Source organism: Streptomyces sp. 2114.4 (genome assembly GCF_900187385.1).
Taxonomy (GTDB): domain Bacteria; phylum Actinomycetota; class Actinomycetes; order Streptomycetales; family Streptomycetaceae; genus Streptomyces; species Streptomyces mooreae.
Window position 1 is genome coordinate 6,739,625 of record NZ_FYEY01000001.1, and the last position, 20,940, is coordinate 6,760,564.

The 20,940-nt window shown below is 71.4% G+C and carries 16 protein-coding genes; 11 read left to right on the plus strand and 5 right to left on the minus strand.

The features are described from left to right. Positions 1-20 precede the first annotated feature (20 nt). Complete coding sequence (locus CFW40_RS29765; RefSeq protein WP_088800886.1) at positions 21-767, minus strand: hypothetical protein; 747 nt, start codon at positions 765-767, stop codon at positions 21-23. Between the two features lie 230 nt (positions 768-997). Here CFW40_RS29765 and ggt point away from each other — a divergent pair, with 230 nt between their 5' ends. The 4 genes from ggt to CFW40_RS29785 all read left to right on the plus strand — a co-directional run bounded on the left by ggt (position 998) and on the right by CFW40_RS29785 (position 8,686). Next, a complete protein-coding gene (gene ggt, locus CFW40_RS29770) occupies positions 998-2,845 on the plus strand; it encodes a gamma-glutamyltransferase (protein WP_088800887.1) in 1,848 nt (615 codons plus the stop codon). Positions 2,846-3,087: 242 nt separating this feature from the next. Then, a complete protein-coding gene (locus tag CFW40_RS29775; RefSeq protein ID WP_088800888.1) occupies positions 3,088-4,575 on the plus strand; it encodes an amidase in 1,488 nt (495 codons plus the stop codon). A gap of 606 nt (positions 4,576-5,181) precedes the next feature. After that, positions 5,182-7,704, plus strand: a complete 2,523-nt coding sequence (locus CFW40_RS29780; protein WP_176956348.1) for an SdrD B-like domain-containing protein — start codon at positions 5,182-5,184, stop codon at positions 7,702-7,704. Between the two features lie 301 nt (positions 7,705-8,005). Further along, the gene (locus CFW40_RS29785) at positions 8,006-8,686 is read left to right on the plus strand and encodes a hypothetical protein (protein ID WP_088800889.1); all 681 of its coding nucleotides are present in this window, start codon (positions 8,006-8,008) and stop codon (positions 8,684-8,686) included. Positions 8,687-8,690: 4 nt separating this feature from the next. Here CFW40_RS29785 and CFW40_RS29790 read toward each other — a convergent pair whose 3' ends face one another. Next, positions 8,691-10,031 (minus strand): nitrous oxide reductase family maturation protein NosD, encoded by a 1,341-nt coding sequence (locus tag CFW40_RS29790; RefSeq protein WP_176956347.1) that lies wholly within the window; start codon positions 10,029-10,031, stop codon positions 8,691-8,693. Positions 10,032-10,120: 89 nt separating this feature from the next. Between CFW40_RS29790 and CFW40_RS29795 the strand changes: the two genes are divergently transcribed. The 3 genes from CFW40_RS29795 to CFW40_RS29805 all read left to right on the plus strand — a co-directional run bounded on the left by CFW40_RS29795 (position 10,121) and on the right by CFW40_RS29805 (position 13,008). Continuing rightward, positions 10,121-11,278 carry a Dyp-type peroxidase gene (locus CFW40_RS29795; RefSeq protein WP_088800890.1) on the plus strand — a complete coding sequence of 386 codons (1,158 nt, stop codon included), beginning with the start codon at positions 10,121-10,123 and terminating at the stop codon, positions 11,276-11,278. 267 nt (positions 11,279-11,545) lie between these two features. Continuing rightward, entirely contained in the window at positions 11,546-12,394 is an 849-nt protein-coding gene (locus CFW40_RS29800; RefSeq protein WP_088800891.1) for an oxidoreductase, read from the plus strand. Then, a complete protein-coding gene (locus CFW40_RS29805; RefSeq protein ID WP_088800892.1) occupies positions 12,394-13,008 on the plus strand; it encodes a TetR/AcrR family transcriptional regulator in 615 nt (204 codons plus the stop codon). Before CFW40_RS29800 ends, CFW40_RS29805 begins: the two co-directional genes overlap by 1 nt. A gap of 196 nt (positions 13,009-13,204) precedes the next feature. Here CFW40_RS29805 and CFW40_RS29810 read toward each other — a convergent pair whose 3' ends face one another. Beyond that, positions 13,205-13,636: a MarR family winged helix-turn-helix transcriptional regulator gene (locus tag CFW40_RS29810; protein ID WP_088800893.1), complete on the minus strand. Its 432-nt coding sequence runs from the start codon at positions 13,634-13,636 to the stop codon at positions 13,205-13,207. Between the two features lie 166 nt (positions 13,637-13,802). On the opposite strand from CFW40_RS29810, the gene CFW40_RS29815 reads away from it, so the two are divergent. Both CFW40_RS29815 and CFW40_RS29820 read left to right on the plus strand, forming a co-directional pair. Next, complete coding sequence (locus CFW40_RS29815) at positions 13,803-14,645, plus strand: nitrilase-related carbon-nitrogen hydrolase (RefSeq protein ID WP_088800894.1); 843 nt, start codon at positions 13,803-13,805, stop codon at positions 14,643-14,645. Next, positions 14,642-15,955, plus strand: a complete 1,314-nt coding sequence (locus tag CFW40_RS29820) for an aspartate aminotransferase family protein (RefSeq protein ID WP_088800895.1) — start codon at positions 14,642-14,644, stop codon at positions 15,953-15,955. The genes CFW40_RS29815 and CFW40_RS29820 overlap by 4 nt, the downstream gene beginning before the upstream one ends. A 32-nt stretch (positions 15,956-15,987) precedes the next feature. Here the strand turns inward: CFW40_RS29820 and CFW40_RS29825 are convergent, their stop codons facing one another. Beyond that, positions 15,988-16,872: an ABC transporter substrate-binding protein gene (locus CFW40_RS29825; protein WP_088800896.1), complete on the minus strand. Its 885-nt coding sequence runs from the start codon at positions 16,870-16,872 to the stop codon at positions 15,988-15,990. A gap of 365 nt (positions 16,873-17,237) precedes the next feature. Here CFW40_RS29825 and hydA point away from each other — a divergent pair, with 365 nt between their 5' ends. Continuing rightward, positions 17,238-18,647, plus strand: coding sequence for a dihydropyrimidinase (gene hydA / locus CFW40_RS29830; protein WP_088800897.1), 1,410 nt, complete (start codon positions 17,238-17,240; stop codon positions 18,645-18,647). Between the two features lie 21 nt (positions 18,648-18,668). Next, positions 18,669-19,751 (plus strand): TIGR03842 family LLM class F420-dependent oxidoreductase, encoded by a 1,083-nt coding sequence (locus CFW40_RS29835; RefSeq protein ID WP_088800898.1) that lies wholly within the window; start codon positions 18,669-18,671, stop codon positions 19,749-19,751. Positions 19,752-19,770: 19 nt separating this feature from the next. Here CFW40_RS29835 and CFW40_RS29840 read toward each other — a convergent pair whose 3' ends face one another. After that, positions 19,771-20,805: a questin oxidase family protein gene (locus tag CFW40_RS29840; RefSeq protein WP_088800899.1), complete on the minus strand. Its 1,035-nt coding sequence runs from the start codon at positions 20,803-20,805 to the stop codon at positions 19,771-19,773. Between the last annotated feature and the right edge of the window lie 135 nt (positions 20,806-20,940).

The following is a 20,940-nucleotide window of genomic DNA, read 5'->3' on the forward strand; positions in this document are numbered from 1 at the left end:
GGGCTGTCGCGCTGCCGGTCTCAGGCCGCCGCCCGGTGGCCCTTCGGTTCCGCGGCCGTGAGCGCGGACTTGGTGACATCGGCGACCAGTTCGACGACATCGGGCCCGTACGCCTGTGAGTTGACCACCTTCAGCAGCAGACAGAACTGGCCGTCGGCGCCGTGCTTACGGGCCAGCCGGGCCCGGTTGCGGACCAGATGACGGACCGCGGCCCGGTGGGTGACCGGGCGCTGGCCGGCCGCCAGGAACACCGGGCGGTCGCCGCCCTCACCTGCGGTCAGCCGCGCCAGCAGGACATATTCGACCGCGCCGGGCTCCATCCGGTACGCCGTGCCGCCGATCGTGAAGGTGCCGCGGCCCGCGCCGGACAAGTCGCCCGGGTGCACCATGACACCCGGCAGCAGATTGGCCAGATGGGCCGCCAGCCGCCGGTGCGCGGTCGGGTCACCGACACAGAACTCGGTGCGCGCCCCGAAGCCCTGCAGGCCGGTGTCGTGCGGGGCCACCTCGGGGTGCGCACCACAGTTCTCGATCACCGCGGCCAGCCCGAGCAGCGCCAGCGCGTCATGACGGGGGATGCTCCAGTGCGCCGAGGTGCTGTCCCGGTGGGTGACCAGCACACACTCCGAACCGTCCGGCAGCCCGAAGAAGCCTTGTTCGCGGGTCAGCTTCCGCCGGACCGTCGCCGAGTGCACGGCCCAGCCGGCCGCCAGGCCCACGATCAGGGCTACGGCCGCCGCGGTCAGGAGCAGCAGGGTGTCGTCCATGGCCGGGGAGCGTAGCGGCTCACCGGCTGGGTGTTCGAGGGCGGGGCGGGGGCCCGGGGCGGCTTGCCCCGGTCCGTACCGGCCTACCTGTTCCGTACGGAAAAGGGGGCAGCTGATCCCCGCCGTCATCAGGGCGGCGGCAGGCCAAAAGCCCTCTGTCCGCGGGCTGTTGGGCCGAGTAGGCTCCGCCCCCTGCTGCCCCGTGCGCACGCTCAGGAGGAATATCCGGTATGAGCAGAGCCCGACGCCTCACCGTCCTGGGAGCGGCCGCCGCGCTGGCCGGCTCCCTCGTGGCGGTCCCGGCCGCCGCCGCGCCCGCCGCACCACCTGCCGCACCCGTCCGGCCGGCTCCCGCGGCCCAGGACCGCGCTCCCACCGCCACACCGGAGAAGACACCGGTCGCCGTCGGCTCCGGCGGGGCCGTCGCCAGCGTCGACGCGGATGCCTCGGCCGCCGGGATCGCGGTGCTCGCACAGGGCGGCAACGCCGTGGACGCAGCGGTCGCCACCGCCGCCGCCCTCGGCGTCACCGAGCCCTACTCCTCGGGCATCGGTGGCGGCGGCTACTTCGTCTTCTACGACGCCAAGACCCGGACCGTACGCACCCTCGACGGCCGGGAGACCGCCCCGCACTCCGCCGGCCGGGACCTCTTCCTGGAGAACGGCACCCCGATCCCGTTCGCCGACGCCGTCACCAGCGGCCTGAGCGTCGGCACCCCGGGGACCCCCGCCACCTGGGACACCGCCCTGCGCACCTGGGGCAGCCGGTCGCTGGGGCAGGTGCTGCGGCCCGCCCGGCAGCTGGCCGCGGACGGCTTCACGGTCGATGCGACCTTCCGCCAGCAGACCGCGGAAAACGAGGCGCGCTTCAAGGACTTCCCGGCGACCGCAGACCTCTTCCTGCCCGGCGGCAAGCCGCCGGCGGTCGGCTCGACGCTCAAGAATCCCGATCTGGCCCGCACCTACGGGGAGTTGGCGACGAAGGGCATACGGGCGCTCTACGACGGCGCACTGGGCCGGGACATCGTCCGTACCGTCGGCAAGCCACCGGTGCGCTCCGGAGCCACCCGCAGGGTGCGGCCCGGCAAGCTGACCGCAGCCGATCTGCGCGCCTACCGGGTGCTCGGCCAGGCGCCGACCCACACCCGCTACCGGGGCCTCGACGTCTACGGCATCGGGCCGTCCTCCTCGGGCGGCACCACCATCGCCGAGGCGCTCAACATCCTGGAGCGGAGCGACGTCTCCCGGCTGAGCGAGAAGCAGTACCTCCACCGGTACCTGGAGGCGAGCCGGATCGCCTTCGCCGACCGCGGCCGCTGGGTCGGCGACCCGTCGCAGGAGGACGTACCGGCCAAGGCCCTCACCTCCCAGCGCTTCGCCGACTCCCGGGCCTGCCTGATCCGCGACGACAAGGCGCTGACCAGCCCCCTCGCACCCGGCGACCCCCGCCATCCGCGGCGCTGCGCCACCGGCGGCAAGGGCGTCCCGACGACGTACGAGGGGGAGAACACCACCCATCTGACCGTCGCCGACAAGTGGGGCAACGTCGTTGCCTACACCCTGACCATCGAGCAGACCGGCGGCAGCGGCATCGTCGTCCCGCACCGCGGCTTCCTGCTCAACAACGAGCTCACGGACTTCTCCTTCACGCCCGTGGATCCGGCGGTGCATGACCCCAACCTTCCCGGGCCCGGCAAGCGGCCGCGCTCGTCCACCTCGCCGACGGTCGTGCTGCGCCACGGCCGGCCGGTGGTGGCGCTCGGGTCGCCCGGCGGCGCGACCATCATCACGACCGTGCTGCAGAGCCTGGTCAACCACCTCGACCGCGGAATGCCGCTGGTCGACGCCATCGCCGCGCCGCGCGCCAGCCAGCGCAACGCGGCGACGACCGAACTCGAACCCGGCCTGTGGAACAGCCCGGTCCGCGGGCAACTCGAGGCGATCGGACATGCGTTCAAGCAGAACCCGGAGATCGGCGCGGCGACCGGCGTCCAGCGGCTGCCGGACGGCCGCTGGCTGGCCGCGGCGGAGAAGGTACGGCGCGGCGGCGGCTCGGCAAGGGTCGTCCACCCGTCGTAACGGCGCGCACCGAGCGTCCCGTCGTCACGGCGTGCACCGCTCGTCCCGCCACGGTGTGCACCGCCCGTCGCGCCCCGGGTACGTGACCGGGCGTCACAGCACCGGAACACGGCGAGCCGCTGTGTGCCGTCCGTGTGTCGTCTATGTGGCGCACCGCGCGGCATCGTTGATGGCCCTCCCCGCGAGGATTAGCCTCCTGGGACCGTTCGTTCGAATGAGCGGTTCCAGGGAGGGCACGCAGCGTGAGCGTTGACGAGAGTCAGGACAGCGGGACCGGTCCGGCCCCGGCTCGGCACATCGGTGCCGAGACCGGGGAGTGGGAAGGCCTCGCCGAGCAGGCGCGGGCGCTGGCCGAGGGGCGGGTGACCTCGACCGCGCTGGTACGGCGGTCGCTGGAACGCATCGAGGCCACCCAGGCCGGCGTCAACGCCTTCCGCCGGGTACGGGCCGAGGCCGCGATGGCGGAGGCCGCACAGGCCGACCGCAGGCTGGCGCACGGCGAGCGGCTGCCGTTGCTCGGAGTGCCGGTCGCCGTCAAGGACGACACCGATGTGGCGGGCGAGCCCACCGCGTTCGGCTGCGCCGGCGAGTTCCCGCCCAAGGAGCGCGATGCCGAGGTCGTCCGGCGGCTGCGCGCGGCCGGGGCGATCATCGTCGGCAAGACCAACGCCTGCGAACTGGGCCAGTGGCCGTTCACCGAGGGCCCGGCCTTCGGCAACACCTGCAACCCCTGGAACCTCGCCCACACCCCGGGCGGTTCCTCCGGCGGCTCGGCCGCCGCGGTCGCGGCCGGGCTGGTACCCGCCGCGCTCGGCACCGACGGCGCCGGTTCGGTCCGCATCCCCGCCGCCTGGTCCCATCTCGTCGGCATCAAACCCCAGCGCGGCCGCATCTCCACCTGGCCGGACCCGGAGTCCTTCCAGGGCATCACCGGTATCGGACCGCTGGCCCGTACGGTCGAGGACGCGGCGCTGCTGCTGGACGTGGCCAGCGGCAACCACGACGGCGATCTGCACCGGCCGCCCGCCATCGCGGCGCGCGAGGCGGCCGGCCGCGACCCGGGCCGGTTGCGGATCGCGCTGTCGTGGAAGGCCGCCTTCACCTTCACCCCCAAGCCGCTGCACCCCGATGTCCGGGAGGCGGTGACGGGCGTGGCCCGCACCCTGGCCCGGCTGGGGCACTTCGTGGAGGAGGCGGAGCCGGACTACGGGCTGGTCGGACTGGCCTTCGTCCCGCGCGCCACGGCCGGGGTGGGGGAGTGGGCGGGCCGGGTCCCCGACCCCTCCCTCCTGGACCGCCGTACGCGGGAGGCGGCGCGGATGGGACGGCTGCTCGGCGGGCCGGTACTGCGCCGGGCGCGCGCCGTCGAAAGGCGTCAACAGCGCCGGATCGGCGCGCTGTTCGGCCCCTACGACGTCCTGCTGACCCCGACCACCGCCACCCCGCCCCCGCGGATCGGCACCCTCGCCAAGCTCAGCGGCTGGCGTACGGACCAGGCCATGATCGCCGCCTGTCCGTACGCCTGGCCGTGGAACGTCCTCGGCTGGCCGGGCGTGAGCGTCCCCGCCGGATTCAGCGCCGGCGGCCTGCCGCTGGGCGCCCAACTGCTCGGCCCGGCCCACAGCGAGCCACGGCTGATCTCGCTGGCCGCCCAGCTCCAGGACGATCTGCGCTGGCACGAGCGGCGGCCTGCGGAGCATCCGGCGTCGCTCAACGGGGCGCGCCGCTAGGGAGTCATCCGGATCAGTCGGTCCGGATTCCCTTTCCGCGGAGCGGATATGGCGCTACGTCGCGCGTCATTCGGGTGTCCCGCACTCCATACGACCGGGTCCGGCCTTACACCCCTCTCGCACATTCTTCCGGTCGCCGTCTTCTGGGCAATCGGGGATTATCGCGGATCCCGAGGGGACATCAGGAATTCTGCGGTATCGGCGAGACTCCGGTGGATAGAATGTCGCGCGCTGCTCGCGATGGCGGTCGGTGAGGTCGGCGGTGGGGGGCGAGGGCGCCGTGACGGAGTTGCCGGAACACGCAAGCCAGAGCCGCCCTGCCCGAAGCCCTGAACATGCGTTCGCTATTTCTGGCCTGCGACGCTTACCGCTCGCCCGCAATATCCTCGAGCGATCACCGCAAAACGGTCCACGCAACAGCGTGGACCGTCTTTCTTTTGCCTGGTGTTCGCCTCGGTGTTCGCTTCCGGGACCATGAAGCGGACGGGTAGCGAGAAGCGGGTGCTTCGTTTTCCCGACAAGAAAAATGTGGAGTGTGATGCCATGAACCGAGTCGGCAGAGAATCTCGCCGGTCGGCCTGGAGGCTTGTGGAGGCGCTGGCGCGCATGGCGTTATCCGTTCTTTTGCTGGCGGGCGGCGCCGTGGGAGCGACGGCTGGACCGGCCGCCGCTTCGACGGCCGACGGCACGTTGACGGTGCAGGTGCTGCGCGACTTCTTCGGCACCGGCGTGATCAACGCGGCGATGGACGTACCGCAGCGGGGCATGAAGGTGGAGGTCTCCGACCCCGCCGGGCACCATGTCACCGGCGTCACGGATGCCACGGGCAAGGTCGTGGTCTCGCGGTCGACCGTGCTGAGCGGCGGCCAGTACCGCGTCGACGTCAGCATCCCGGCACCGTACCGCGACTACCTGCGGGCGGCGCCCGCGTCGACGGCGGAGAACCACTTCGACAGCTTCACGTCGTTCGTGGAGGTGTCGGACGGAAAGAACGACTCGGTGGTGACGGGGGTGTGGGACCCGGCCGACTACACGCTCCCGGACTCGCGGTACTTCGTGCCGGTCCACAACGGCGCCAACGGGACCGACAACCGGGCCTTGGTGGCGTTCGGGACGAAGACCCGGGGCACGTGTCCCACCGATGTGGCGTGCCCGGCCACGCTGGCCACGCAGGACCAGGTGGGCACGACGTTCGGGTTGGCCTACGACAAGGACCGGACCCGGCTGTTCCAGAGCGCGTTCGCCCGCCGGTACGCCCCGTACGGGCCGAAGGGCAGTGGCGCGATCTACACGGTGCCGGTCGGCGGTTCGGGTGCGCCGGAGCTGTTCGCGCAGGTGCCGGGCGCCGCGGTGACGCAGCACGACACCGCCAACATGATCAAGGATCCCGGGTTCACCGACGCACCGGGCAAGGAGAGCATCGGTGGCCTGGCCCTGTCGGAGGACGGCGCCACGCTGTACGCGGTGAACCTACGGACCCGCAGCCTGGTGAGCTTCGACGCGACCGGGGCGACCGCCGCGGCGCCCAAGTCGACGGTCGCGATCCCGGACCCGGGGTGCGCGAGCCCCGGCGACTGGCGGCCGTTCGGTCTCCAGGTCCACAACAACACGCTGTACGTCGGCGGTGTGTGCAGCGCGGAGAGCACGCGGCAGCGCGCGGACCTGAAAGCCTTCGTCTCCACCTACGACGGCAAGCGGTTCACCACGGTGCTGAGCCACCCGCTCACGGGTGTACGCGGCAGCGTCTTCGGTTCCGGCGACAAGGCCACCCACTGGAACCCGTGGAACACCGGCCTGGACACGTGGGACGACCGGAAGGCGGGCGGCGTCTTCATCGATCCGCAACCGGAGCTGGCCTCCCTCGCCTTCGCCCGGGACGGCTCGATGATCCTGGGTTTCCGCGACCGGTTCATGGACGCGGTCAGTTGGGGAGGGCTGGACCCCCGCCCGGGGAACGACACGGCGGAACTCGGCATGTCCGGTGGTGACATCACCATGGTCTGCGCCACTCCCACCGGTGAATACCAGTGGGAAGGCACCGGGAGCTGTCCCAACCACGCCACCCCCGCCAACAGTGGCGGCCAGGGCGCCGATGTCGTCGAATACTTCCCGGGCGACTTCTACGCCAACGCGCACCAGGAGACCGCGCTGGGGTCGGTGGCCTATATCCCGCAGCAGGAATGGGTCGTCAGCACGGAGTTCGACCCGGTCGTCAACGTCGCGACCTCAGGGACCGGGTACCACCACATCACGACCGGTCAGGGCCCGGGCAACAACCCGACCGCCAACGGGTTCCAGTTCGTCAGCCAGCAACAAGGCGGTTTCGGCAAGGCCGGCGGGCTCGGCGACATCGCGTACGCGGCGGCGAACGCGCCGATCCAGATCGGCAACGTCGTGTGGTTCGACGGCGACCACAACGGGATCCAGGACCCGGGGCACGTGCTGCTGCCGGGGGCGACGATCAACCTGCTGGACGCGGACGGCAAACAGGTCGCCACGACCAGGACCAATGCCGCCGGCGAGTACTACTTCGGTGGTGTCGGCGCCGAGTACCAGCTCACACCGGGGGCGAAATACACGGTGCAGTTCGACGTGTGCACCGCGGACACCGGCAAGGTGCCCGGCCGGCCCCCGGCGAGCGCGCTGCGGTTCACGCTCCCGCGGGCCGGTGCCCACCGTGCGCATGACTCCAATGTGACTCCGCCGACCACCGGTCCGTTGTGCAACGGCCGTGCGCCGGTCACGGCGCCGGACAAGCCGGGCGGGGTCGATCACACGATCGACGCCGGGGTGTACATCCCGAAGGCAACCCCGACGCCGTCCCCGACTCCGACCCCGACGGTGCCCCCGAGCTCTTCCCCGACGCCGAGCCCGAACCCGACGTCGCCTCCGAGCTCCCCGGCGCCGAGCCTGCCCCCGACGCCGAACCCGGCCTCACCACCGGCCGCTACGCCACCGGCACCCGCACCGCCTGCCCACAACCCGGGCCCGGGCGGTGGGAGCACGGGTTCGTTGGCACACACCGGTACGTCCGGGCTGCCAACGATGATCGCCCTCGCCGGTCTGCTGGTGGGTGCGGGCCTGGTCATCGCGTTGATGAGCCGGAAGCGCCGCGCCCGGAAGCGCTGAACGAAACGCACCACAGCGATCTGCCTGCCCGCGGTCCGGATGACGCAGGCAGGCAGATCACCTCCCGGCCGGTCCACGAGGGCCGGCCTCGGCGTCGTCTGTCACCAAACTGCCGAGTGCCGCCGCGACCGAACGGTGGCCGAGCAGCGTGGTGACCGAGAGGTGGATCAGAAGAGTGTCAGCGTCGAGCCGCGTGCGGAGCGTGAGAACCCGGCAAGCTCCACCGGACCGTGCGGCTGACCGGCGCCGATGGCTGCGGCCACGCCGGGCGGCAGCCGTCATCGCCGCCGCGGCCGCCGCGGTGGCCGCGTTCCTTCTCGCCGACGGCGTCTTTGGCCCCAGCGGTCCGCGCGCACTGACGTCGGAGGAGGCGAACCGGCTGGCGATCACGCGGTTCCGTAACTACGAGGCGCACGGCCGCGCGGTGACGATCACTGTGCCGGGTACCGCCGGCGGGCTGACCGTCACCGGGTCCGTCGACTACCGGGCCAAGCTCGGTTACGGCGTGGTGCACGGCACCGGGCGCGACACCTCCAGCGACGGGCTGATCGAGTGGACGGCCACCTCAGTGTTCGTCCATCCGATGGCGAACGCCCCGGCGCACGCACCCGCGTCGCCGCCCCGCTCGGCCTGGTACCGTCGCCCGCTGCTGGCGTCCGGCAGCGCGCTGGACAGTTCGCTGACCATCGCGCTCGGTCTCGGCAGCGACCGGCCTGACAACGCCGAACTGCTGCCGCAGAACGGCGCCGCCTGGTGGGGACAAGACCAGGTGGCCGGGCATCGGGTGGACGTCATGACCGGGCCGTCCTCCCCCGGCCGCTCCGGTACGGCGGGCAACGTGCGCTACTGGGTCGGCCCGGACGGCACCATGTACCGGGTCCGCGTCAGCGTGGGTTCCGAGCCGCAGCCGGTGGTCATCGATTTCGACACCCAGAAGTACGCTCCGGTCGAGCCGGTACCCGGAGTCACCCCGAGCCGGTAGCTGCTCAGGACGTCTGCACCCGCGCGTGCGCGGCGAGCAGGGACGCCGGCGGCAGGGGGACGCCTGCCGTCTTCGGAAGGGCCGGAACGGCCGGGACAGCGGTGGCGCCCGTAGTGGTGGCACGGGGGAACTGCGGCTGCGGATCCGGCACCGCGACCTCGGTGAACGGGATGCCACCGGGCGCCGTCGGCACCGCCCACCGGCCGGCCGGCGAGGGCGACTCGGCCGGAAGCGGGCAGGACGCGGTGGTCGCGAGCCGGGCGGGCACGGTGGTGCGCAGATCGTTGCCGCGCAGGCAGTTGCCCCGTCCCCGCGTGGCGGTGGGGAACGCCCAGCCGACGTCGATGCCGTTACCGGTGAACGTGTTGTCCACGATCTGGTTGCCCACCGGAGGCAGGTCGGCGGTTGCGGTGATCACGAGCCCGGCGTTGCTGTTGCCGGCGATGCGGTTGCGGACGAACCGGTTGTCGCTGCCGCCGTCGATGCCGATGCCGAGCCCCCACCCGCCGTCGGCCTGCACGGGGGTGGCCCGCTGCTGGTTGGCGGCGATCAGATTGCCCGCGATGACGGCGCTCTGCTGCGGGAGCAGTTTCTCCTGGTGGTCGGAGTCGGTGGTCAGGCCGACCCGGTTGCCGACCAGGCGGTTGCCGACCACGTACATGTCTCCGCCGGCGTTGGTGCCTTCGTAGCCGACCGCGTTGAGTTCGGCGATGTTGTCCCGCACCACGACGCGACAGGGCTTGCACTGTCCGACGTAGATCCCCGAGTCGGCCCCTCCTGACGCGTACGAGTGCTCGATGACACCGTTCTGTGCGGAGAACGCATAGATGCCGTACAGCCCGTTGCGGGTCGCGGTCACATACGAGACCAGGAACGACTTCAGGAAGGTGACGGGCTCGTCGCCGGTGTCGTAGCCGCCGCTTCGCCCCGGTAGCCCGGCGACCGCTTTCGCCGAACCGGTGACCAGGACCCCGTTCTGCGTGTTGTTCTTCACGGTCAGGTTCTCCACGGCCACCCCGGGCGCCGCGACGACGACACCGTTCGGCTGCCGCAGCCGCCCGTCGATGACGACCTTGTCCCGGGACGCGCCGCGAAGAGTGAGGCGAGCCGTGTCGATCTTCACCGACTCGTGGTACACGCCCGGAGCGACCAGCACCAGATCACCGGGCCGGGCCAACGACACCGCGTCCGAGATCGTCGGCGCATCGGCGGGCACACGGATCGTCACCTGCGCACCGGCCGGTCGCCGGCCTCTGCCCGCTCCGCCGTCACCGCCGCCGCAGCCGACCACAAGTGTCAGCGTGCCCAGTACCGCCGCCAACACGCGAAGAGCTGATCGAGGCATGATCCCAGTTTGGCAGCATGACGCCCAATTCCGCGCCGGAATCGGGAGGTTGACCGCAGGCGCGAGGCGGGTGTGGCACTCTGCACACCATGCACCGAGCCGATCACCATCCGTCGCGGCGTGCGTTCCTCGATGTCACCGGAGCCATGGTGGCCGCCGGTCTGACCGCCGGGTGCACATCGGACTCCGCCCGGCCAGACCGGCCCGCCCCTACCACGGCGGCCACGCCGGCGCCGGTGGTGGCAACGGGCCGGCATCAGGCAGGCATCACGCTCCCTCAGCCGGCCCAGCCCCACCTGCTGGCCGTGGTGGCCGACCTCGGCGCCACCGTGCACGCCGGCCCGTTACTGGCCGAACTCGGCCAGGCGATCGGCACACTCACCGCGGGGACCGACCCCCGGCTGCTGGGCCTGCCGCCGGGCGACCTCACCGTGACCGTCGGCGTGGGCCCCCGGCTGGTACGCACGGCCGGTGCCACGCTGCCCGGCGCGGCGGACCTCCCGCGGTTCTCCCGCGAGCGGATCGCCCCACGGGCACGCGGCGGAGACCTGCTGATCCAGATCTGCGCCGGCGACCCGCTGCTCCTGCCGGTCGTGGGCGCCGCGCTCCTGGACCAGGCCGGTGACCGCATCCACGAACGCTGGCGGCAGTCCGCACGCCGCGGTACGAACGTGCCCCTCGGCAACGGCCTCACCGCGCCACGAAATCCGCTCGGATTCATCGACGGCATCGTGGGCCCGCACACGACCGCCGAACAACAACGCGACCTGTGGCTGGCCGGTCCCCCCGCGGTTGCCGGCGGCACCCTTGCCGTACTGCGGCGCATGGAACTCGACCTGCCGCGGTTCGCCGCCCTGTCCGTGGCCCAGCAGGAGGCGGTCTTCGGACGGCGCCGGGCCAGCGGCGTCCCCCTCTCCGGCGGCCCCGTCGCCTCAGGCCCGGATCTCGGCGCCAAGACACCGGACGGCCGCTACCTCGTCCCCGCGGATGCTCACGTGCGCAGGGCGAACCCCGCCGTCGTCGGCGCCGGCCTCATGCTCCGCCGCTCCTACGGCACCGACGAGCCCGCCCCCGGCCTGCTCTTCCTCAGCTTCCAGAACGACCTGCGGGCCTTCACGGCCACCCTCACTCACATGGAAACCTCCGACGCGCTGCTGTCCTTCACCACCACGACCGCCAGCGCGACCTTCCTGATCCTCCCCGGCTTCGACGGGCAACACCCCCTCGGCTCCCAGCTGTTCGGCTGATCGTGCGCGCTGCCGGAGCCGGTCCCACGACCGGCTGATCCCGAGGAAACCGCGCAGGGGTGAGGGAGTTGACGCGGTTCTGGTTGACGGCCTGGCTGCTGGGCCTTGACGGCGCCGGTCCGGGCGGTGCGCGGCACACGGATGACCTTGCGGGCTCCAATCCGTGAGCACCACCAGAATCGACGCGGTAACGATAAAAATCGACGCCGTGTAGACTTTTGCTGAAGGGGGCGACCCGGCTCCTCGCGAGACCTCTCTGGAGGAACAATGGAGAAGCGGAACTGGCTCATCACCGGCGTCAGCACGGGCCTGGGGCGCGCTTTCGCCCAAGCCGCCCTGGCCGCCGGGCACACCGTCATCGGCACCGTCCGCTCCGAGAAGGATCTGCGGGCCTTCGAAGAGCTCAGGCCCGGGCACGCTCACGGCCGCATCCTGGACGTGACGGACGGTGACGCCGTCTCCGGCGCGGTCGCGGAGGTCGAGCGGAGCGTCGGCCCTCTGGACGTCGTCGTCGCCAACGCCGGCTACGGCCTGGAGGGAACCTTCGAGGAAACCCCACTGGCCGAGGTGCGCCGGCAGTTCGAGGTGAACGTGTTCGGGGCGGTGGCCACCCTGCAGGCGGCGCTGCCTCACATGCGCCGGCGCCGCCGCGGACACCTGATGGCCGTCACCTCCATGGGCGGGCTCATGGCCGTGCCCGGCATGTCCGCCTACTGCGGCAGCAAGTTCGCCCTGGAGGGAATCCTGGAGGCGCTGGGCAAGGAAGTCGCGCAGTTCGGAATCCATGTGACGGCGATCGAGCCCGGCTCCTTCCGCACCGACTGGGCCGGACGGTCCATGACACGCGCCGCGCGGACCGTCGGCGACTACGACGAGCTGTTCACCCCCATCCGCGAAGCACGGCAAAAGGCCAGCGGCAACCAGCTGGGCAATCCCGCCAAGGCCGGGGAGGCCCTCGTGCACATCACCTCGGTCGAGCAGCCGCCGGCCCACCTCGTCCTGGGCTCGGACGCGCTACGGCTGGTCACCGCCGCCCGCACGGCCGTGGACGAGGACATCCACGCATGGGAAGCACTCTCCCGTACGACCGACTTCACCGAGGGCGCTCAGCTCTGATGCCCGGCCACCACCCCGCGCGCGGCCGTCGCACCACCGAGCGCAAAGGGGATATCCGGGAGCGGGCGATCCTCGACACCTGCGAGGCCCTGCTGGCGCACAAGGGCTACGACGCCATGACCGTCGGCGACGTAGCCCAGGGCGCCGGTATCACACGCGGCGCCCTGTACTTCTACTTCGGCTCCAAGCAAGAAGTGGTCACGGCACTCGTGGCCCGGACCGTCGCGCATCTGTGGGAACGGTCCCGGGTCACCGCGCAGACGGACGAGCCGCGTCAGGCCATCGCGGCGGCCATGCAGCGCACGGTCGAGCTGTGGAATGAGCACGGCCTGGTCATGCGCACGGCGATCGACCTGTCGTTGACCGTGCCGGAGATCGGCGAGCTGTGGAACCACACGGCTGACCTGTTCATCGCGGCCATCACCGCCGTCCTTGAATGCGCCGGCATCCAGGCCGGCGCCGCACCGGACCAGGCCTCAGCGATGGCCCGCGCCCTGTGCTGGATGATCGAGCGGACCTTCTACCACGCCTCACAGGAATCCCGTGAGGCGCTCCAAGAGGCGTCGGCGACATGCGAACACATCTGGCTGACCTGCGCCGGCCTCAGCACCTGAGGTATCTGCCATGGACGCGGTGAGGCGCGGAACCATGAAGTCCGGGTCGAGCCTTGCCCCCGTGAAGTCGTGTCCCGCGGCGTGGTGACGGCCGCCGGGGCCGTCGCCGTCGTGGGCGTGCCGCCCTGCCCGGAAGCGGAGGAGCCGTTCGTCCCGGCGTCCATCCCGGCGTCCATCCCGGCGTACCTCCCGGCCTTCATTCCGGCATCAGCCGCCGTATCAGCGCGGTCGCCGACTCCAGGGTCTGCTGCTCCTCCGGGGTCAGCCGGTCGGCGATGGCCTCGGCCAGCCAGTTGTGCTTGGCCTGCCGTACGACGGCGAGCATCCGGCGGCCCTCCTCGGTGAGCGAGAGGACCACCTGCCGGCCGTCCGTCGGATGCGGGCTGCGGGCGAGGGCGCCGCGCTCCTCTAGCGCCCCGACGGTCAGCCGCATCGACTGCGGGCGGACCGGCTCGGCGCGGGCCAGGGCGGCGATGGTGGCCTCGCCGTCGGTGTCGATCCGGCCGATCACCGCGCGCTGGGGCGGGGTGAGCTCCCCCTTCGGCGAGGCGGCGCGCAGCTGTCGCATGAGCAGGGAGGCGGTGGCGCCCAGCTCCGTCGCCAGGCGTTCCTGGTCCTTTTCCGGCATATCTCCAGTAAATATCGACAGGCAAACTTGCAAGTTTTCCTGTCGATATCCCGGACGCGCCATGCGGAGATGGTCTTGCCACGGTGCGTGACGGGGCTTACGGTCACCTCCACACGCGTAGACCCCGCGCGGGCTGCAGGCTGACGCATCGACAAAGGAGCAGCTCATGGCCGATGTTGTGCGTGCCGCACTGGTCCAGGCGACCTGGACCGGCGACACCGAATCGATGATCGCGAAGCATGAGGAGTACGCCAGAGCGGCGGCCGCGCAGGGCGCGAAAGTGATCGGCTTCCAGGAAGTCTTCAACGCTCCGTACTTCTGCCAGGTCCAGGAGCCCGAGCACTACCGCTGGGCCGAGCCGGTGCCCGACGGGCCGACCGTACGCCGGATGCAGGACCTCGCCCGCGAGACCGGCATGGTCATCGTCGTCCCGGTCTTCGAGGTCGAACAGTCCGGCTTCTACTACAACACCGCGGCCGTCATCGACGCCGACGGCACGGTCCTGGGCACCTACCGCAAGCACCACATCCCGCAGGTCAAGGGCTTCTGGGAGAAGTACTACTTCAAGCCGGGGAACGCCGGCTGGCCGGTCTTCGACACCGCGGTCGGCAAGGTCGGCGTCTACATCTGCTACGACCGCCACTTCCCCGAGGGCTGGCGGCAGTTGGGCCTCAACGGCGCCCAGCTCGTCTACAACCCCTCCGCCACCTCCCGCGGACTGTCCGCCTACCTCTGGCAGCTGGAACAGCCCGCGGCGGCCGTCGCCAACGAGTACTTCATCGCGGCGATCAACCGGGTCGGCGTCGAGGAGTACGGCGACAACGACTTCTACGGCACCAGCTACTTCGTCGACCCACGCGGTCAGTTCGTCGGCGACGTGGCCAGCGACTCCAAGGAGGAACTGGTCATCCGCGACCTCGACTTCGCCCTGATCGACGAGGTCCGCCAGCAGTGGGCGTTCTACCGCGACCGCCGCCCCGACGCGTACGACGGGCTGGTGCAGCCATGAGCCATGACCCCGCGGACCTGCACGCCCGCCACCAGGCCGTCCTGCCCTCCTGGCTCAGCCTCTACTACGAGCGGCCCCTCGAACTCACCCACGGCGAGGGCCGCCACGTCTGGGACGCCGAGGGTAACCGCTACCTCGACTTCTTCGGCGGCATCCTCACCACCATGACGGCCCATGCGCTGCCCGAGGTGACCAAGGCCGTCAGCGAGCAGGCCGGCCGCATCCTCCACACCTCCACGCTCTACCTCTCCCGCCCCATGGTCGAGCTGGCGGAGCGGATCGTGGCGCTCTCCGGCATCCCCGATGCCCGGGTCTTCTTCACCACCTCCGGTACGGAGGCCAATGACGCGGCCCTGCTGCTGGCCACCACGCACCGCCGCTCCAACCAGGTCCTGGCGATGCGCAACAGCTACCACGGCCGCTCCTTCTCCACCGTCGGCATCACCGGCAACCAGAGCTGGTCCCCGACCAGCCTCTCGCCGCTGCAGACGCTCTATGTGCACGGCGGGGTACGCAGCCGCGGCCCGTACGCCGGGCTGAGCGACGCCGCGTACATCGCCGCCTGCGTCGCCGACCTGGAGGACATGCTCCAGCAGACCGCGGGCGGCGTCGCCGCGCTGATCGCCGAACCGGTCCAGGGCGTCGGCGGGTTCACCATGCCGCCGGACGGCCTCTACGCCGCGTTCCGCGAGGTGCTGGCCCGGCACGGCATCCTCTGGATCAGCGACGAGGTGCAGACCGGCTGGGGCCGCACCGGAGACCACTTCTGGGGCTGGCAGGCGCACGACGGCAACGGCCCGCCCGACCTGCTCACCTTCGCCAAGGGCATCGGCAACGGCATGTCCGTCGGCGGGGTGGTGGCCCGGGCCCAGGTGATGAACTCGCTCTCCGCGAACTCCATCTCCACCTTCGGCGGCAGCCCCGTCACCATGGCCGCGGGCCTCGCCAACCTCAACTACCTCCTCGAACACGACCTCCAGGGCAACGCCCGGCGGGTCGGCGGCCTGCTCATCGAGCGGCTGCGGGCGGTCTCGGCCGGCATCGATCTCGTACGGGAGGTGCGCGGCCGCGGCCTGATGATCGGCATCGAACTGGTCCGGCCCGGCACCGACGAGCGCTCACCCGAGGCCGCCACACTGGTCGTGGAGGCCGCCAGGGAACGCGGTCTGCTGGTCGGCAAGGGCGGCCAGGGCGGTGCCTCGCTGCGGATCGCACCCCCGATGACGCTGACGGTCGCCGAGGCGGAAGAGGGCGCGGAACTGCTCGCGGACGCACTGCGGTCGGTGCAGGGGATGACGGCCGCCTCGTAGCGGGCGCCGCGGTGGCCCGGGCGGGGGCAGCCTCACGCCGTCCCGGCGAACGCGCGCACCGTGTCGGCCAGCAGGGTGAAGAACCGGGTGTGCGCGCGCCGGCTGCACGGGGCCTCCGGGTTCCACGGCAGCAGCCGCGCCCGGGCCTCGATCGCGCGCCAGTGCTCGTCGGCCCGGAGCTCCTGCGGCCGGGCGGCATTGGCCCGTACGTCCCCGAGCACGATGTCCGGGTCCATCGCCGCGGCCTCCGCCCAGCCGACGGTGGACCAGTTCACCCCGGCGCCCGCGGCCGGCGCCAGCAGTCCGACGCCGTGTTCGGCCAGCGCCCGCAGATCCGGCCAGGAACCGGGCCGGGCCAGGTGCACCCGCTCCGGCCCCGCGGGCGACAGCGCCAGCACCCGCGGCCGCACCGCGCCGCCGGTCGCCTGCCGCAGGGCGTCCTCCGCGGCGTCCAACTCGCGGGCGGCGCCGAGGGGTTCGCCCCGCCCCAGCGAACCGGCGAGCGCCGCGAACCGTTCGCGCACCCCGGCCAGGCTCCGCCCCGGGCCCACCGCGACCGTGGCCACCGGGACATGCGCCTCCAGCTCCAGCGCGGTCTTCCGCTCCAGGCCGTAGACCTGCTCACCGTCGTACGTCACGGCCACGACGAGGTCCGGCTCCGCCTCCAGCAGGGTGTCCGGGTGCAGCGCGCCGCCCGAACCCAGGTAGGGGATCTCCGCGAGCGGCAGCTCACCGCCCTTCGCCGGGTCGGGGGCGGCGCCGTCGTGCTGGGACCCGAAGAGCCCCACGGGACGTATGCCGTGGTCCCACAGCGTCGCCCCCGCCTGTATGTACGCCACGATCCGCAACGGCCGGTCCCCGGCCACCGCAAGGCGCCCCCGGTCGTCGGAGAACTCCCACGGTGTGCTGTGCTCCATGCCCTCTCGCCTCTCTGCATCGTCCGCCAGGATGCTGTGGCGCTCGCGAGGAATGCCCGCCGGCGTCGGCGCATACCTGCCCAACGGGCCGCCCCCGCACCCCTCCCGCGGCCGCCGCGGCCGCCGCGGCAGGCCCCGCGTTGAACCGTCCAGATGATCGTCGGTGCAACACGAACGTCTCCGCTGATTAACGGTCACGGTATTGCCACCGTGGGTGACATGCTTCTACGGTCTCCTTCTCGACCGCGATCTACGGGTGTAGACCGGTTGTGGCGTGGCGTCAGCGGAGCGGACCTGCCGAGGGGATGGTGCGCGTCGGCTCCGCCTTCCCGTGCCGCCGATGTCGCTGGTGTGGAAGGAGCAGGATGGTGAGCCGTACGGTCGTCCGGGGCGGACTGGTGATCACAGCCGCCGATGAGATCCACGCCGATGTCCTGGTGGAGGACGGGCGGATCGCCGCCCTCGCCGCACACGGCAACCCCACCGCCGAACGCTGGGCAGAGGCGGCGGACCGCATCCTCGACGCCACCGGCAGATACGTCATCCCGGGTGGCGTCGACGCCCACACCCACCTGGACTTCCCCTTCGGCGGGACCTTCTCCTCCGACACCTTCGAGACCGGGACCCGCGCCGCGGCCTGGGGCGGCACCACCACCCTCATCGACTTCGCGGTCCAGTCCCGCGGCAAGTCCCTCCGGGCCGGCCTGGACACCTGGCACGCCAAGTCCGACGCCCAGTGCGCCATCGACTACGCGTTCCACATGATCCTCTCGGACGTCAACGAGCACACCCTCAAGGAGATGGACCTCCTGGTGTCGGAGGGCGTCACCTCCTTCAAGCTGTTCACCGCCTACCCCGGCGTCTTCTACAGCGACGACGGACAGATCCTGCGCGCGATGCAGCGCTCCGCCGACAACGGCGGCCTGGTGATGATGCACGCCGAGAACGGCATCGCCATCGACGTCCTGGTCGAACAGGCGCTGGCCGAGGGGAAGACCGATCCCCGCTACCACGGCGAGGTCCGCAAGGTCCTCCTGGAGGCCGAGGCCACCCACCGCACCATCCAGCTGGCGCGGGTGGCCGGCGCACCGCTCTACGTCGTCCATGTCTCCGCCGAGGAGGCCCTGGCCGAGATCGCCCAGGCCCGCGACAAGGGGCTGAACGTCTTCGGCGAGACCTGTCCGCAGTATCTGTTCCTGTCCACGGACAACCTCGCCGAGCCGGACTTCGGGGGAGCCAAGTACGTCTGCTCCACGCCGCTGCGGCCGCGGGAGCATCAGGAGGCGTTGTGGCGCGGGCTGCGCACCAACGACCTCCAGGTGGTCTCCACCGACCACTGCCCCTTCTGCTTCCAGGGGCAGAAGGAGCTCGGGCGCGGCGACTTCTCCAAGATCCCCAACGGGATGCCCGGCGTGGAGAACCGGATGGACCTCCTCCACCAGGCCGTCGTGGAGGGCCGGATCAGCCGCCGCCGCTGGATCGAGATCGCCTGCGCCACCCCGGCCCGGATGTTCGGCCTCTACCCGAAGAAGGGCACCATCGCCCCCGGCGCCGACGCCGACCTCGTCATCTACGACCCCACCGTCCGGCAGACCCTCTCGGCCGAGACCCACCACATGAACGTCGACTATTCGGCGTACGAGGGCAAACAGCTCACCGGCCAGGTCGAAACGGTCCTCTCACGGGGCGAACTCGTCATCGACGGGAGGAAGTTCACCGGCCACGCGGGGCACGGCCAGTACATCCCGCGTGGCACCTGCCAGTACCTGAACTGAGGAACCAAGGAGGGGAACACCATGGACTTCGGACTCGTTCTGCAGACCGATCCGCCGGCTTCCGAGGTCGTCAGCCTCATGAAACGCGCGGAGGCCGGAGGGTTCACCTACGGCTGGACCTTCGACTCGTGCGTGCTGTGGCAGGAACCGTTCGTCATCTACAGCCGCATCCTGGCCGAGACGAGCCGCCTCATGGTCGGCCCCATGGTCACGAACCCGGGCACCCGCACCTGGGAGGTCACCGCCTCCACTTTCGCCACGCTCAACGACATGTACGGCAACCGCACCGTGTGCGGGATCGGCCGCGGCGACTCCGCGATGCGGGTGGCGGGCCGCAGGCCCCATACACTCGCGCGGATCAGTGAGGCCATGAAGGTCATCCGTGCGCTCGGCCGCGGCGACGAGGCGGACCTCGGCGGCGGCACGACGGTGAAGTTCCCCTGGGTGCGGGACGGCGCCCAACTGCCGGTCTGGATGGCCGCGTACGGGCCGAAGGCGCTCAAGATGGCGGGCGAGGAGGCGGACGGCTTCATCCTGCAGCTTGCCGACCCGTTCCTCACGGAGTGGATGGTGAAGGCGGTGCGCGCGGCCGCAGCGGCGGCAGGCCGTGCTCCGTCCGATGTCAAGATCTGCGTCGCGGCCCCCGCCTACGTCACCGAGGACGACTCACCCGGGGCGCTCGCGCAGGCGCGCGAACAATGCCGCTGGTTCGGGGGCATGGTCGGCAATCACGTGGCCGACCTGGTGTCCACGTACGGCAGGGACTCCGGCATGGTCCCGCAGGAGCTGACGGACTACATCGCGGCCCGCGAGGGCTACGACTACGCCCACCACGGCCGCGCCGGCAACCCCGACACCGCATTCGTCCCGGACGGGATCGTGGACCGCTTCTGCCTCGTCGGCCCGGCGTCGGCACATGTCGAAAAGCTGCGCAGGCTGCGACAGCTGGGCGTCGACCAGTTCGCCCTGTACGCCATGCACGACGCGAAGGAAGCAGTGATCGACGCGTACGCCGATGCCGTCATTCCCGCACTGAACGCACGACCGGCGGATCAGCACCAGCGCGCCAGGCCACGGCAGGAGCAGGCCACTACACCCGCGTGACCGGGCTTCTGGGCCGCGTTCAGAAGGAGCCGGTCTCGCAGCGGCGGACCCAGTCGGTCGCCGCGATGGCGTAGGCCGGAGCGGGGTTCAGTTTGTCTTCGCGCCGGCAGGCTTCCACGTACTTGATGGCGTGCGGGTCCTCGGTCGCCAGGGCGCGTTCGGCGAGTGTGGCGTAGTCCTGGGCCGGCTCCTCGGGGTGGTGCTCGCGTTGCCCGGTGCCGTAGGCGCTGCGGATGGCCGCTGAGAAGCGGACCGCGGCGGCGACGCTGGGCCAGTGGAGTTCGGTGGGCAGACTCGGCAGGACCAGACGTACCGCGGCAGGCGTGGTGAGCGCGTGGACGAAGGCCATGGGGGTCTTGTGATCATCCGTGAGATAGCTCCCGGCGGCGGCCCGGGTGAGCCGGCTCAGCACCCCGTCGGCGTCGTTCTCGGGGCGGAGGGAGTCCACGGCCGGCGCGAAGTCCGGTTCGAGCCATACCGTTTCGAGCCGGATCCTGAAGATCATGCCCATGCCCTGGTCGCTGCGCAGCTTCGGTACCGCCTCCCACGCCTGCGTCAGGTCCCGCTTGCGCGGTGTCGACGGCTCCTCGGGGAGCTCCTGGTACCGGGCGGCCCAGTAGCCCAGTCCGCGGGCGAGTTCTTCGAGGCGCCACGGCGTGTGGGCCTCCGTCAGCATCCGCACCGCGTGCCCGGTGCGGATGACGCCGTGGCCTCCTCCTGCGGCGAAGCCCGGCAGCAGGCGCGGCCACCAGCGGGCGAGGACGTCGGTCCAGGCGGCGCCCTCGAGTTCCCGCCGGAAGAATGCGGTCCAGTCCCCGAGGAGTCGCATGTTGCCGAGGGCGGGGCGCCAGTTGTCGTGGGTGATCTCGTGGAAGCGCCCGTACGTGTCCTCGTAGAGGATCTTCCGGTACGAGGACACCCAGGCGCCGATCGCGTCGGTGTGCCCGAGTTGTCCCAGGGCTTCGGCAGCCATGGGGCCGTGATTGCTCACACCGGGGCCGAACTCAGGCCCGGAGCCGCTGAGGTACTGCAGTGCGCCGTCCAGATCGTCCACTGTTCCCCCTGAGATCGCTGCCCTCCATGGAAGGCCGCGCCGCCCCCTTCGGCAACACGGTGGATACACATTGGCTCATTCCTGGGCTGTCGGCAGGCTCGTGGCCGGCGTCCGCCCGGCACCGACGGGTGGGTT

What these genes read in the sequence shown, in the direction of transcription:
- CFW40_RS29765 (WP_088800886.1), bottom strand. Translation starts at nt 767, where the DNA reads ATGGACGACACCCTGCTGCTCCTGACCGCGGCGGCCGTAGCCCTGATC.
- ggt (WP_088800887.1), top strand. Translation starts at nt 998, where the DNA reads ATGAGCAGAGCCCGACGCCTCACCGTCCTGGGAGCGGCCGCCGCGCTG.
- CFW40_RS29780 (WP_176956348.1), top strand. Translation starts at nt 5,182, where the DNA reads ATGGCGTTATCCGTTCTTTTGCTGGCGGGCGGCGCCGTGGGAGCGACG.
- CFW40_RS29790 (WP_176956347.1), bottom strand. Translation starts at nt 10,031, where the DNA reads ATGCCTCGATCAGCTCTTCGCGTGTTGGCGGCGGTACTGGGCACGCTG.
- CFW40_RS29795 (WP_088800890.1), top strand. Translation starts at nt 10,121, where the DNA reads ATGCACCGAGCCGATCACCATCCGTCGCGGCGTGCGTTCCTCGATGTC.
- CFW40_RS29800 (WP_088800891.1), top strand. Translation starts at nt 11,546, where the DNA reads ATGGAGAAGCGGAACTGGCTCATCACCGGCGTCAGCACGGGCCTGGGG.
- CFW40_RS29805 (WP_088800892.1), top strand. Translation starts at nt 12,394, where the DNA reads ATGCCCGGCCACCACCCCGCGCGCGGCCGTCGCACCACCGAGCGCAAA.
- CFW40_RS29810 (WP_088800893.1), bottom strand. Translation starts at nt 13,636, where the DNA reads ATGCCGGAAAAGGACCAGGAACGCCTGGCGACGGAGCTGGGCGCCACC.
- CFW40_RS29815 (WP_088800894.1), top strand. Translation starts at nt 13,803, where the DNA reads ATGGCCGATGTTGTGCGTGCCGCACTGGTCCAGGCGACCTGGACCGGC.
- CFW40_RS29820 (WP_088800895.1), top strand. Translation starts at nt 14,642, where the DNA reads ATGAGCCATGACCCCGCGGACCTGCACGCCCGCCACCAGGCCGTCCTG.
- CFW40_RS29825 (WP_088800896.1), bottom strand. Translation starts at nt 16,872, where the DNA reads ATGGAGCACAGCACACCGTGGGAGTTCTCCGACGACCGGGGGCGCCTT.
- hydA (WP_088800897.1), top strand. Translation starts at nt 17,238, where the DNA reads ATGGTGAGCCGTACGGTCGTCCGGGGCGGACTGGTGATCACAGCCGCC.
- CFW40_RS29835 (WP_088800898.1), top strand. Translation starts at nt 18,669, where the DNA reads ATGGACTTCGGACTCGTTCTGCAGACCGATCCGCCGGCTTCCGAGGTC.